This is a genomic window from Achromobacter mucicolens, assembly GCF_902859725.1.
In the GTDB taxonomy this organism is placed as follows: Bacteria; Pseudomonadota; Gammaproteobacteria; order Burkholderiales; family Burkholderiaceae_B; genus Achromobacter; species Achromobacter mucicolens.
On record NZ_CADIJP010000006.1, the window covers coordinates 237873 to 251113 of the forward strand.

General features: G+C 67.2%; 13 protein-coding genes. 7 read left to right on the forward strand and 6 right to left on the reverse strand.

What is annotated here, in order from left to right; all coding sequences use genetic code 11:
* Nucleotides 1-13: 13 nt before the first annotated feature.
* A complete protein-coding gene (locus tag HV786_RS09805; RefSeq protein ID WP_175210709.1) occupies nt 14-1039 on the forward strand; it encodes a histone deacetylase family protein in 1026 nt (341 codons plus the stop codon).
* Between the two features lie 17 nt (nt 1040-1056).
* Here the strand turns inward: HV786_RS09805 and HV786_RS09810 are convergent, their stop codons facing one another.
* Nucleotides 1057-1572, reverse strand: coding sequence for a GNAT family N-acetyltransferase (locus tag HV786_RS09810; RefSeq protein WP_158216717.1), 516 nt, complete (start codon nt 1570-1572; stop codon nt 1057-1059).
* A gap of 171 nt (nt 1573-1743) precedes the next feature.
* On the opposite strand from HV786_RS09810, the gene HV786_RS09815 reads away from it, so the two are divergent.
* The 3 genes from HV786_RS09815 (at nt 1744) to HV786_RS09825 (ending at nt 5199) form a co-directional block, all read left to right on the forward strand.
* Nucleotides 1744-2877, forward strand: a complete 1134-nt coding sequence (locus tag HV786_RS09815; protein ID WP_175210660.1) for a metallophosphoesterase — start codon at nt 1744-1746, stop codon at nt 2875-2877.
* Between the two features lie 310 nt (nt 2878-3187).
* Nucleotides 3188-4066, forward strand: coding sequence for an RNA ligase family protein (locus HV786_RS09820; protein ID WP_175210661.1), 879 nt, complete (start codon nt 3188-3190; stop codon nt 4064-4066).
* On the forward strand, nt 4063-5199 hold the full coding sequence (locus tag HV786_RS09825) for an AAA family ATPase (protein WP_175210663.1): 1137 nt from the start codon (nt 4063-4065) through the stop codon (nt 5197-5199). The genes HV786_RS09820 and HV786_RS09825 overlap by 4 nt, the downstream gene beginning before the upstream one ends.
* Nucleotides 5200-5205: 6 nt before the next feature.
* Here the strand turns inward: HV786_RS09825 and HV786_RS09830 are convergent, their stop codons facing one another.
* Nucleotides 5206-6105: a LysR family transcriptional regulator gene (locus tag HV786_RS09830; RefSeq protein ID WP_128827429.1), complete on the reverse strand. Its 900-nt coding sequence runs from the start codon at nt 6103-6105 to the stop codon at nt 5206-5208.
* A 71-nt stretch (nt 6106-6176) separates the two neighbouring features.
* On the opposite strand from HV786_RS09830, the gene HV786_RS09835 reads away from it, so the two are divergent.
* From HV786_RS09835 to HV786_RS09845, 3 genes are all read left to right on the forward strand, one after another.
* The gene (locus tag HV786_RS09835; protein ID WP_128827428.1) at nt 6177-7424 is read left to right on the forward strand and encodes a CaiB/BaiF CoA transferase family protein; all 1248 of its coding nucleotides are present in this window, start codon (nt 6177-6179) and stop codon (nt 7422-7424) included.
* Nucleotides 7421-7900, forward strand: coding sequence for a MaoC family dehydratase (locus HV786_RS09840; protein ID WP_128827427.1), 480 nt, complete (start codon nt 7421-7423; stop codon nt 7898-7900). Before HV786_RS09835 ends, HV786_RS09840 begins: the two co-directional genes overlap by 4 nt.
* Before the next feature lie 80 nt (nt 7901-7980).
* Nucleotides 7981-8946 (forward strand): Bug family tripartite tricarboxylate transporter substrate binding protein, encoded by a 966-nt coding sequence (locus HV786_RS09845; RefSeq protein ID WP_128827426.1) that lies wholly within the window; start codon nt 7981-7983, stop codon nt 8944-8946.
* Between the two features lie 75 nt (nt 8947-9021).
* Here HV786_RS09845 and HV786_RS09850 read toward each other — a convergent pair whose 3' ends face one another.
* From HV786_RS09850 to HV786_RS09865, 4 genes are all read right to left on the reverse strand, one after another.
* Nucleotides 9022-9396 carry a tautomerase family protein gene (locus tag HV786_RS09850; protein WP_056322842.1) on the reverse strand — a complete coding sequence of 125 codons (375 nt, stop codon included), beginning with the start codon at nt 9394-9396 and terminating at the stop codon, nt 9022-9024.
* Between the two features lie 126 nt (nt 9397-9522).
* Nucleotides 9523-10791, reverse strand: coding sequence for a quaternary amine ABC transporter ATP-binding protein (locus HV786_RS09855; protein ID WP_128827425.1), 1269 nt, complete (start codon nt 10789-10791; stop codon nt 9523-9525).
* Nucleotides 10788-11645 carry an ABC transporter permease gene (locus HV786_RS09860; RefSeq protein ID WP_008166290.1) on the reverse strand — a complete coding sequence of 286 codons (858 nt, stop codon included), beginning with the start codon at nt 11643-11645 and terminating at the stop codon, nt 10788-10790. The genes HV786_RS09855 and HV786_RS09860 overlap by 4 nt, the downstream gene beginning before the upstream one ends.
* A 292-nt stretch (nt 11646-11937) precedes the next feature.
* A complete protein-coding gene (locus tag HV786_RS09865; protein ID WP_128827424.1) occupies nt 11938-12939 on the reverse strand; it encodes an ABC transporter substrate-binding protein in 1002 nt (333 codons plus the stop codon).
* Nucleotides 12940-13241: the final 302 nt, after the last annotated feature.

A 13241-nucleotide genomic window follows, 5' to 3' on the forward strand; every position in this document is an offset into this window, starting at 1 on the left:
AGAGGTCCCAGGCATGAAGGCGTTCTTTCACGACGATCAAAAGCTTCACCACCCGCAGACCTATTTTTCGCGCGGCAAGATGCGCACGCCGCAGGAGGTGCCGTCGCGGCTGGACGGCCTGGTGCAGGCGGCGCGCAAGCTGGGCTTCGACGTCCAGGCGCCGGCCGACCACGGGGCGGGCGCGATCGCGGCGGTGCACAGCCTGGATTACCTGCGCTTTCTGCAGGATGCGCACGAAGACTGGATGAAGCTGCCCGGAGACTGGGGCGGCGAGGTCGTGTCGAACGTCTTCGTGCGCGAGCCCAACGCGCTGCGCGGCGTGCTGGCCAAGGCCGGGCGTTACCTGGCCGACGGCAGTTGCCCGGTCGGTCCGAAGACCTGGCATTCGGCCTACTGGTCGGCGCAATGCGCCATCGCGGGCGCCGATGCGCTGCTGGCCGGCGACCGCAGCGCCTACGCCATCTGCCGCCCGCCCGGCCACCATGCGCGGCGCGATGCCGCGGGCGGCTTCTGCTACCTGAACAACGCCGCCATCGCCGCCCAGCGGCTGACCAGCCGGTTCCCCCGGGTCGCCGTCCTGGACACCGACATGCACCACGGCCAGGGCATCCAGGAAATCTTCTACGAACGAAGCGACGTGCTGTACGTCTCCATCCACGGCGATCCCGAGAACTTCTACCCCGTGGTGGCGGGCTTCGAGGACGAACGCGGCGCCGGCGCGGGCTACGGCTACAACATCAACCTGCCCATGCCGCACGGCTCGCCGGAATCCGTGTTCTTCGAGCGGCTGGCGCAGGCGCGCCGCGCGATCGCATTGTTCCAGCCCGATGCCCTGGTGCTGTCGCTGGGCTTTGACATCTTCGAGAAGGATCCCCAGGCCATGGTCAGCGTGACGGAAGACGGCTTCGAGCGCCTGGGCCGCGAGGTCGGCGGCCTGAACCTGCCCACACTGATCGTGCAGGAAGGGGGCTATTACATCGATGGGCTGGAATCGAATGCGACGCGGTTTTTTGCGGGGCTGACGGGCGCTGGGCGCTAGGCGACCGCCCCGGCCAGTCACGCGCCGCCGGCAACCGGCAGGCGCATCGCCACACGCCGCTGCGCGGGCAGCCCGTGCCGGGCTTCCGCTTGCAGCACCGCGTAAAGCCGCGTCCCGGGCAACGCGGCCTCCTCGCGAAACCCCATCCGCGCATACCACGGCGCATTCCAGGCCAGATCGCGGAAGGTCGTCAGCGTGACCGCGGACAGCCCCGCAGCCGCGGCATGGCCGCACGCCGCCCGCACGAGTCGCTGACCGAGCCCCATCCTTTGATGATCGGCATCGACCGCCAGCTCCCACACATGCAGGTCGTCGTCAAAGCGCTCCGCGCATAGAAATCCGCACACGCGCTCGGCCTGCTGCGCCACCCACGCCGTGCCCAGCGCGATCAGGCGCCGATGCTCGGATTCGGACATGACCGCATCGTCCGCGATCCACGCCAGCCCGGGCGCGGCGCGAAACACCGCCGCCGCGGATCGTTCGATGGCGGGCAGCAGGACGGCATCTTCGGGACGGGCGAAACGGATCGACATGGGGCGCAGGAATCTCCAAATGCAGGCGCCAGCGATTCTACGCCGCCCCATGTTGCAATCCCGTCCGTGCAATCCGTTGTTTAATCGGCGATCCCTCGCGGGACACTTCGCCTGGGCGGCCGCAATAGCCTGGCCCCGGCGATTCCAACAACAAGATTCAGGATGCCGCACGTGTTTCATGTCATCACCGCGTTTATCGCGCTCTACGTCATCTGGCGCTTCGTCTGGCGTCTGCACTGGCCGGCCGCCGGCAAGGTGTTGCTGTCGGCATTGGTGCTGCTTGCCGCCGAACATCACCTCATCACCCGCACCTTCTTCGGCACCATGGCCTCGCCCGAGGTGCCCGCCGCCGTCCTGATGGCGCTGGGCTGGGCGTTTGGCGCGCTGATTCTGCTGGCCGTCTTCCTGTTCGTCTCGGACGTGGCGGGGCTTGCCGTGTCGTTGTTTTCGCGCCGCCGCGGCCGCGCGCTGCTGGGCTGCCCGCGCCTGCGCGCCGTGTCCGCCGTGGCCGCGCTGGCGCTGTCCGCGCTGGGTGTCTGGCAGGCGGTGCGCGTGCCGCAAGTCGAAACCATCGAGGTCGCCCTGCCCAATCTGCCGCGCGCCTACGACGGCTTTCGCATCGTGCATCTGACCGACCTGCACGCCAGCCGCCTGCTGCAACGCGACTGGATGCAGGCCGTCGTGGCGCGCGCCAATGCGCTTGAACCGGACCTGACGCTTATCACCGGCGATCTGGTCGACGGCACGCCCGCGGCCCGCGCCGCCGACGTGCAACCGCTGGCCGATCTGCGCGCGCCGCATGGCGTGGTGGCGATCCCCGGCAACCACGAGTATTACGCCGAGTACCTGGGCTGGCTGCAGGCCTTCGAGAAGCTGGGCCTGCGCATGCTGCTGAACGAACACATGGTCCTTGACCGCGACGGCCAGCCGCTCGTGCTGGCGGGCATCACCGACAGCGTGGCCGCGCGCGTCGGCCAGCCGCTGCCGGATATCGACGCGGCCATGAAGGGCGTGCCGCCGTCGTCGGCGGTGATCCTGCTGAGCCACCGGCCGGTCGGCGCCAAGCGCCACGCGCAGGCAGGCGCCGGCCTGCAGTTGTCGGGCCACACGCACGGCGGCCAGATCCTGGGCCCGCACCTCGTCACGCAACTGGCCAACGAGGGCTATGTGTCCGGCCTGTACACGGTCGGCGGCATGCAGCTCTACGTGAGCAACGGCGCGGGCCTGTGGCCGGGATTTCCCATCCGGCTCGGACGGCCGTCTGAAATCACGCAGATCGTGCTGCGCGCCGCGCCCCCCGCCTGACGCTGGCGAGCGTGCCACTGCGGCGGCGCATTGACAAGCGCCGCCGCGCTGACTTAGCATTCGGCCCTGCTTTTTCAACCCTTGCCATCTTCTGGGTGCAACCGTGTCTGCCATTCGTCAATTCGCCTGAACGCCGACGAGTACCGTCCTGGTACCGCGGTCAGCCTGCCCGCATTCGCTGCTCAACGCCATGTCATGAGCACACCCCGCCCGGCAGGCGCGGATCCAGGAAGCGCAACACCACCCCACCTCTGCTTCCCCTCCCGTAAAGACTGCGTTGTCGGCTTTTCCCATCTGCTGGAGAAGACCCATGACGCTGGATTTCTGCGCCTACGCGCAATCGCTGGACCTGTTCCGATATCCCCGAACGCCCCACCTGGAAGGCTCGCGCCTGCAGGACGGCGACGAAGGCCACGGCCACGTGCCCTATCGCACGCTGGCGGGCCAGACCCTTGTCGTTGAAGAAAAGCTCGACGGCGCCAACACGGGCATCAGTTTCAGCCCGTCTGGCGAACTGCTGCTGCAATCGCGCGGCCACTATCTGGTGGGCGGCGGGCGCGAACGGCAGTTCAGCTTCATCAAGGCCTGGGCCGCCGCGCATGCGGACTGGCTTCTGGACCGGCTGGAAGACCGCTACGTGATGTACGGCGAAACCCTGTCGAAAAAGCACTCCGTGTTCTACGACGCGCTGCCGCATCACTTCTTTGAATTCGATGTACTGGACCGCCGCACCGGCGAATTCCTGTCGACCGGCGCGCGCCGCGCGCTGCTGGCCGGAGGCCCGGTGCTGTCCGTGCCGGTGCTGTACGAAGGCCCGGCGCCCGCGCGGCTGGCCGATCTGAAGGCCCTGCTAAAGCCTTCGCTCGCCAAGACGGCCGGCTGGCGCGACGCGTTCGAGGCCACCGTGCTGCGCGAAGGCCTGGACCTGGCGCGCGCCTGGAAGCAGTGCGACAAGTCGGATCTGTCCGAAGGCCTCTACATCAAGGCCGAAGCGCACGGCAAGACGCTCGCCCGCTACAAGTGGGTGCGCCGCGACTTCGTGCAGGCCATCCTGGATTCGGACATGCACCATTCGGAGCAGCCCTACATCCCCAATCTGCTCGCCGACGGCGTCGACCTGTACGCGCCGCGCCTTGCGGTGGACTGGGACACCTTGCGCGGCGCCACCCGCGACGGAGAGACATCATGAACTACGAACAGATCCGGGCACTGATTCCCACGCCTGCGCGCGGCGTAGATTACGCCGCGTGCCTGGCGGCCTTTCCCGCGCTGGAGCTGGCCAAGACCACGCCGCAGGACCCGCGCTATCACGGCGAGGGAGACGTATGGACGCACACACAGATGGTCGTGGACGCGCTGCTCGCGCTGCCGCAGTACCAGGCTGCGTCACGCGCCGACCAGGAGATCGTGTTCCTGGCCGCGCTGCTGCATGATGTGGCCAAGCACAGCACCACGGTGATCGACCCGGTGACGGGCGCCATCGGCCAGCCCGGCCACTCGCGCAAGGGCGCCATCGATGCGCGCATCGCCTTGTGGGACGCCGGCGTCCCCTTCGCGGTGCGCGAAGCCATCTGCCGGCTGATTGCCACGCACCAGGTGCCGTTTTTTGCGCTGGAAGGCTCGCGCCGCGGCCGCCCGCCGGAATTCATCGTGCGCGAGCTGTCCTGGCACGTGTCCCTTCCGCTGCTTGCCATGCTGGCCGAGGCCGACATGCGCGGCCGCATCTGCGCGGACGCGGGCCGCGTGCTGGACAACATCGCCCTCTTTTGCGAACTGGCGCGCGACGAAGGGTGCTTCGGCCAGCCCCGCGCCTTTGCCGATGCGCACACCGCCGTCAGCTATTTCCGCGGCGCGGACGTGCATCCGGACTACGCCTTGTTCCAGGAGCCCGGTTCGCGCGTCATCGTAATGTCGGGCCTGCCCGCCTCCGGCAAGAACACCTGGGTGGCGGCGCATCATCCCGATCTGCCGGTGGTGTCGTTCGACGATGCGCGCGAGGAACTGGGGTTGCGTCACGGCAAGAACGAGGGCATGGTGGCGCACCTGGCCGTCGACCGCGCGAAGGCCCTGCTGCGCGCCCGCGCGCCCTTTGTGTGGAACGCCACCAACCTCAGCGAGCTGATGCGCAAGAAGACCCTGGACCTGCTGTACGCGTATCAGGCCGACGTTGAGCTGGTGTATCTGGAAAAGCCGCGCGCCGAGCTGCTGCGGCGCAATGCCCGGCGCGACACCTCGCTGTCCAACAAGACCCTGACGGGCATGCTGCACCGCTGGGACCTGCCGCTGCCGACCGAGGCGCACCGCGTGATCTACGCGGTGTAGCGCCGGTCAGGCCGGGGCCGGCGCCAGCATGCTGTCCCGCAGCCGCAGCACGGACGCGCAGGAGGTGTCGCGATGCGTCACCAGCGACAGGGACAGCGCGCCCTGCGCGTCCGGGTCGGTCAAGGGCACAAAGGCCACGTGCGGCGTCGAATAGGCACGGGTCACGCCGGGTACCAGCGCCACACCCAGGCCGCTGGCGACCAGGCTGACCAGCGTCTGCACCTGGATCGCTTCCTGGCTGATGCGGGGCGAAAACCCCGCCTTGTGGCATAGCGCCAGCGTCACCCCGTTCAGCCCCGGCACCTTGGCCGGCGAATACAGCACGAAGTTCTCGGACCGCATGCGTTCCAGCGCGATCGGGCTGGCGCCGGCCAGCGGATGCCCGGCGGGCACGGCCAGGATCAGGTCGTCGCGCTCGACCACCCACGAATCCAGTTCGTTGTCTTCGGCCAGCGGCCCGCGCACCAGGCCGGCGTCAATTTCGTTGGCGCGCAGCATCGCCACCAGGCCGACCGTGCTGTCCTCGCGCAGATCCAGCTGCACGTCCGGGTATTGCGTCCTGAACGCGGGCAGGCAACGCGGCAGCAGCATGTAGGTGGCAGAGCCCACGAAGCCCAGCCGCAGCGTGCCCCATTCGCCCAGCGCCACCCTGCGGGCGGCCTGGCGCGCCTGGTCGGTATGAAACAGCGCGCGGCGCGCGTCGGCCATCAGTGCGTCGCCCGCCGGCGTGGTTGAGACGCCCTTGGCGCCCCGCACAAGCAGCGGCACGCCCACCGCGTGCTCCAGTTTCTGGATCGACACCGACAGCGCCGGCTGCGCGATGTGCAGCGCATCGGCCGCGCGGCGGTAACTTCCCAGTTCGGCAATCGTGACGAACTGCCGAAGCTGGCGCAAATCTATAGCCATAACAGATTCCGTATCAAGCAATACCGAAGCCATATTAGACGCGTATGTGCGGCGCCGATAGGATTTCCGCCATGACCACGCCTCCCTCCCCGACCGTCTCCGCGCTGGACGGCATCCGCATCCTGGACCTGACCTCCGTCGTGTTCGGCCCCTACGCCTCGCAGATCCTGGCCGACTACGGGGCGGACGTCATCAAGGTCGAAGCGCCCGGCGGCGATTCCACCCGGCACACCGGCCCCGCGCAGGAGCCCGGCCTGTCCGCGATCTTCCTGGGGCTGAACCGCAACAAGCGCAGCATCGTGCTGGACCTGAAGCAGCCGGCCGCGCGCGAGGCTCTGCTGACGCTGGTGGACCAGGCCGACGTGCTGATGCACAGCATGCGGCCTGCCAAGATGGCCGCGCTGGGGCTGGACCCCGCCACGCTGTGCGCCCGCCATCCGCGGCTGGTGTATGCGGGCCTGTATGGCTTTGGCGAAGGCGGCGCGTACGACGGCCGCCCGGCCTACGACGACATCATCCAGGGCCTGTCCGGGTTTGCCGACCTGGTGCGCCGCCAGACCGGCGCGCCGCGCTACCTGCCCACCGTCGCCGCCGACAAGACTTGCGGCCTGATCGCCGCGCACGCCATCCTGGCCGCGCTGTTCCAGCGCGAGCGCACGGGCCAGGGCCAGCAGCTGGAAGTGCCCATGTTCGAAAGCATGGCGTCGTTTGCGCTGGTGGAGCATTACTACGGCCGCCATCTGGCCGATGCGCCCGGCCCGGCCGGTTATCCGCGGGTGCTGACGCCGTGGCGCCGGCCTTGCCAGACCGCCGATGGACACGTCTGCCTGATGCCCTACACGGACGCCCATTGGCGCGATTTCTTCAACGCCGCAGGCCGCCCCGACCTGGCCCGGGACGCGCGCTTTGCCGACATCTCGGCGCGCACCCGGCACATCGACACGCTGTACGAACTGCAGGCGGGCATCGTCGCGGCCCACGACACGGCGTACTGGCTTGCCCTGTGCGAGCGGCTGGAAATCCCGGCCGCACCCGTGAACCGGCTGGAAGACCTGGAGACCGATCCGCACCTGGAGAGCGTCGGTTTCTTCGTGCCGCTGCAAAGCGCGTCCGGCAGCCATTACCGCTTTCCCCGCAACCCGGTGCGCCTGCAGCAGTCCAGCGTGCCGCCCGCCATGCCGCCGCGCCTGGGCGAGCACACCCACGAAGTGCTGCGCCAGGCCGGCCTTGCACCGGCCGCCATCGACGCCCTGCTGCAAGCGGGCGCCGCCGGCCAAGCGCCCTCTCCCCCTTCCGACAACGCCAAGGACACCGCATGACCCAAGACCGCAACGCCGCTCCCGCCGCCCAACTGGGCCAGGGCTACTACTGGCAGGACCTCACGGTCGGCCAGCGCTTCCTGACGTTTCGCCGCACGGTCACCGAGACCGACATCGTCAACTTCATCAGCGTCACGGGCATGCTGGAGACCATCTTCATCGACGCCACCTACAGCCACGGCGCGATAAAGGGCCGGCCCGCCCCCGGCGCGCTGACCTATGGCCTGATCGAAGGGCTGATCATGCAGGGCATGGTGCAGGGAACGGGCCTGGCGCTGCTGGAAGTCCACAAGAAAATGATCGCGCCCGTGGTGGCCGGCGACACGATCTGGGCCGAAATCGAAGTGACCGGCGTGCGCCCCACCTCGCAGCACAACCGCGCGGTGGTCACGTCCGCGATCGACGTCCGCAACCAGCACGGCAAGCCGGTGATGGCCTACACGGCCGTGCGCATGCTGGCCGGCAGACCCGGCTGAATGCCCCTGCGGCGGCAAGCGTCCCGCCAGAGGACGCGGCCGCCAGTTCGCAGTACCCATAACAGCACAAGGAGACAACCATGAAAAAAGCAATGCTGGCCGCGACGCTGGCCATCCTGGCGCTGGGAGACGCCGCAAGCGCCCAGGCCGCATGGCCCGACCGCCCGATCACGATGGTGGTGCCCTTCCCGCCCGGCGGGCCGACCGACCTGGTGGCGCGCGTGCTGGCCAAACAGCTCACCGACCAGCTCGGGCAGACCGTCGTCGTCGAAAACAAGGGAGGCGCCAACGGCAACATCGGCATGCAATACGCGGCCGCGGCCAAGCCCGACGGCTACACGGTGCTGTACAACACCTCGTCCATCGCGCTCAGCCCCAACCTGTACCGCTCGCTGGCGTTCGACCCGGTCAAGGACTTTGCGCCCGTCTCCAGCACGGCCGTCATTCCACTCGTCCTCCTGGTGCATCCCTCGGTGCCCGCCGACACAGCGTCCGCGTTTGTCGACTACGCCCGCAAGCATCCGGGCAAGCTGTCGTATGGATCGGCGGGCGCGGGCAACGTCACGCACCTGGGCGCGTTGCTGCTCCTGAAGTCGCTGAACATCGACGCGGTCCACGTGCCCTATCGCGGCAGCGCCCCGGCCATGACCGACCTGGTCGGCGGCCAGGTCCAGGTGATGACCAATACGCTGAACGACTCGCTGGGCTTCATCCGTGAAGGCAAGCTGCGCGCCCTGGCGGTGACCAGCCAGACCCGCAGCGACCAGTTGCCCAACGTGCCGACGGTGGCGGAAACGGTGGCCCCGGGCTTTGGCATGGGCGCCTGGCAAGGCGTCGTGGTGCCAGCAGGCACGCCCGCGCCCATCATCGACAAGCTGAACGCCGAGATCCTGCGCGCGCTCCAGTCCCCGGAAATGCAGAAGCAGCTCAAGGTGCAGGGCGCGCAGGCGCTGGGATCGACACCGCAGGAATACGCCGCCTACATCAAGAGCGAGATCGCGCGGTGGGGCGAGGTGGTGCAGGCGGCAAACGTGAAGCTGGACTGACTGCGCAGCCCACGCATTTGCCAAAAGGAAACGCCCGCGGCAAGCGGGCGTCTTCTATTCTGCGGGCGGGCCGGATCAGCGTCCGGCGGCCTTGGCGCTCAGACCATTGGCCACGCCCATGTCCGTCTTGGGCACGTCGCGCAGGATCACCCGCACGTCTTCGCCCGACATGTCGAGGCTGGCGCACACGGCCTGGTTCAGCGCCGCGATCAGCGCGGCCTTCTTGGCTTCGTCGCGGCCTTCGATCAGGTCCACGTCCACGCGCGCCATGCGCTTGCCGATCTCGCCCGCCACGATCACGTGTTCCGCCGGGATTTCGTGCAGCACGGCGCGCACGCTGGGCACCGGGGCCGCGATGCTTTCGACCACCGCGTTGGACGCCGCCTTCAAGAGGGCGGCTTTCTGGGCGGCCGAGTGGCCTTGCATGATCTGGACGTTCAAGAGGGGCATGACAGGTTCCGAGGGTGCATGACGAGGAAAGCCGGCCAAACCGGCCGGCAAGCCATCATATCGTGACTGCGCCCGCATGCAAGCGGGTGCACGCGGGCGCATGGGGTCATGCCGACAATGCGGGGATCAGGCGGCGGCCTTGCCCTCGCTTTCCTGTTCGGGCTGGGCCGTCAACGCAGCGGCATCGGGCGTGGCGGTGTCGCTCGCCACCTGCGTCTCGGTCAAGGCAGGAGTCACCAGCTCCACGACCTTCTTGCGCGACAACATGCCCAGGAACTCGTCGTCCTCGCCCGTCACCGCCACCGGCTGGTCGCTGTGCACCAATTGCGCCAGCACCTCGCCCAGTCCCGCGGTTGCGGGCACCGACGCCAGGTCCTCGACGAAGCGGGACACGTCGCGCACGCCTTCCTGCATCGCCTTCTCGGCGGCCTCGGCGGTCAGCACACCAGCCAGACGCTTGCCGTCCAGCACCGGCGCGTACTCATAGTTCAGCGCCTTCATGCGGTCCACGGCGTGCGCCGGGCGCGAGCGCATCGTCAGCGTCAGACGCGCCGGATTCACGGCGTGCGTGGCGTTGAGCACCTTGGTGCGGTTCACGTCCTGCAGGAACGACTGCACATAATCATTGGCCGGGTTCAGCAGGATGTCTTCCGGCGTGCCCTCCTGCACCAGTTCGCCGTCCTTCAGGATGGCGATGCGGTTGCCCAGGCGCAGCGCTTCGTCCAGATCGTGCGTGATGAAGACGATGGTCTTGTTCAGCTTGGCCTGAAGCTGCAGGAGCTGATCCTGCATTTCGCGGCGGATCAGCGGGTCCAGCGCGGAAAACGCTTCGTCCATCAGCAGGATCTCGGCATCGGTGGCCAGCGCGCGCGCCAGGCCGACACGCTGCTGCATGCCGCCCGACAGTTGATGCGGATACTGGTTCTCGAAGCCCGACAGGCCCACCTGTTCCAGCCATTCGCGGGCGCGCTTCTCGCGTTCGGCCTTGCCAACGCCCTGCACGGTCAGGCCGTACGCAGCGTTGTCCAGCACGGTGCGGTGCGGAAACAGGCCAAAGCGCTGGAACACCATGCTCATCTTCTTTTGGCGGAAGATTTCCAGGTCGCGCTTGTTCAGGCTGACCACGTCCACGCCGTCGACCAGGATGTGGCCCGCGCTGGGCTCGATCAGGCGGTTGAAGTGGCGGATCAGCGTGGACTTGCCCGAACCGGACAGCCCCATGATGACGTAGATGCTGCCTTCTTCGATGGACAGGCTGATGTCGCGCAGGCCGAGCGTGTGGCCGCTCTTGGCCAGCAGCTCTTCCTTGCTCATGCCGCCCTGCGCGGCTTGCAGCCATTTCTTCGGATGCGCACCGAAAATCTTGTAGATGTTCTTGACTTCGATCTTGCTCATCGCTGGCCTCCCATGCGCATGCGCTGTCCATACGATTGCGTGATCCGGTCGAACAGCACGGCCAGCACCACGATACCCAGGCCGGCGAGCAGGCCCCGGCCCACTTCCAGGCGGTTGATGCCCAGGAGCACTTCATAACCCAGCCCGCGCGCGCCGATCATCGACGCAATCACCACCATCGACAGCGCCATCATCGTGGTCTGGTTGATGCCGGCCATGATGTTGGGCAGCGCCAGGGGCAACTGCACGCCAAACAGCTGCTGGCGCGGGTTGGCGCCAAAGGCGCGCGACGCTTCCAGCACTTCGCGGTCGACCAGGCGGATGCCCAGGTCGGTCAGGCGGATGAGCGGCGGCACGGCGTAGATGACGGTTGCGATGATGGCGGGGATCTTGCCCAGGCCGAACAGCATCACGACAGGAATCAGATACACGAAGCTGGGCATCGTCTGCATCACGTCCAGCACGGGCAGCATGCCCGAGCGCAGCCAGTTCACCCGCGCCATCAGCACGCCCAGCGGAATGCCGATCAGCACCGACAGACCGGCGGCCATGATCATCAGCGCCAGCGTCTGCATGCCGGCGTCCCACAATCCCAGCACCCCGATGACGCACAGCAGCGCGCCCATCGCCAGACTCAGGCCGATGCGGCGGCTCACGCCGTAGGCGATCGCGATGGTGACCGCGACCACCGCCCACCAGGGCGAGTTGCGCAGCAGTTGCTCCAGCCACACCAACGCATGCAGCACCGGCTGGGAGAGTTTCTCCAGCGTGTCCGCGTAGTTGGTGACCAGATGATCGACGAAACCGTCGATCGCCCCCCGTACCTGACGGGCGGGAATAATTTCAGGAAACATACATTCGACTCCATTCTGGCGCGCTCGCCGCCCGTGTCGCCACCGGGCACGCTGGCGCAGGACAAGACATCGAGACTGAGACTGGCGCCAGGCACCCGGAAGGACCGCTGATTGCGCAAATCCATTCCGCATCGGTGCCCGGCACCGGAATCACTGCCACCGCGGGTGGCGGCACAAGCACGCTTGCCGGGCCGGACGCATGCGCCCGGCCGGCGGCCATCCCGGCAAAGAGTTCCGGCCCCTTGACGGGCCGGTACGCGCCACCGCGGCGCGCAGCCAGGATCACAGTGCTTTACAGCGCGCTTTGGACGCGCCCGGCGACGTCGGCGGGGACCCACTTGGTCCAGACGTCGGGTTTGTTCTTCAGGAACCACTTGGCCACGGCGTTGGACTCATCGCCGGACTCTTCCATGTGGGCCAGGGTTTCATTGATGACCGGCAGCGGCACCGAGACCTTGGACAGGAATTCGGTCAGCTTGGGCGCATCTTCGGAGAACTTGGTGTTCACCGCGGTAAAGACAGGGTTGTCGGGGTAGGCGCTGGGCTCGGGCTTGGCGCACTTGGGCGACGTCAGGCACTTGTGCTTTTCAGCGTCGTAGGCCGGCAGGTCCAGCTTGACCAGATCCATGGCGCCGACCAGCGGCGTGGGCGACCAGTAGTAGAAGACCACGTTCTGCTTGCGCTTGTAGGCCGACATCAGGGCCGCCTTCTGCGCCGCGCCCGTGCCGGGCGAGTACAGCGTGTAGGTGTCGTCCAGCTTCAAGGCGTGGAACAGGTTGTTGCTGGTGACTTCGCAACCCCAGCCAGCCGGGCAGCCATAGAAACGGCCCTTGCCGGGTTCTTCCGGATCCTTGAATTGATCCTTGAACTTGGGCAGGTCCGCCGCCGACTTAAGCTCGGGCAGACGCTCGGCCGTGTACTTGGGGATGTACCAGCCTTCGGCGCCCATGTACAGGTCGCCGATGCGCTTGACCTTGCCGGTCTTCTCGGCGCGGGCCCAGGGATCGGCCACGCTGTTCAGCCAGATCTCGGTGTTGATATCCAGATCGCCGCGCTCAAGGGCGGCCAGGGCGGGCAAGGTCTCGGTGGGCAGGGTTTCGGTCTTGCAACCGTAGCCCTTTTCCATGATGAATCGCTCGACGTCGACCAGGACCAGGTTGGATTCCCAGTTCATGGCGCCGAACATGACCGGACGCTTGAGTTCACATTGCGGGGCGTCGGCGGCTTGGGCCGAACCGGCAAACGCAAACAAAACGGCCGCGGCGGCCAGGGACTTGACAGGGGTAAAACGCATTGGCTTTTGCCTCCATAGGTTCAGGCACTCACGCCAGGATGAAAGCCTGGGCGGCACCGTGGAGCTAAGGGGGTTGTGCGGAAGACGGGCTGAACCGCCAATACAAACCGACACTAGCAACAAGACTGCCCGCGAGGGATGCGGCGTCTTGCAAGACAGGGAGCTTCAAAAACGGGTTTTTGAATACTCACAGAAAGAGAACAAACTGAACGAAGAAGGCAGCATCTTAAACGAAATTGCTGCGCCGCCCAACCCCAAGGGTGAATGAAACAGATACATTCGCGACGAAAAAGCTAAGGGAA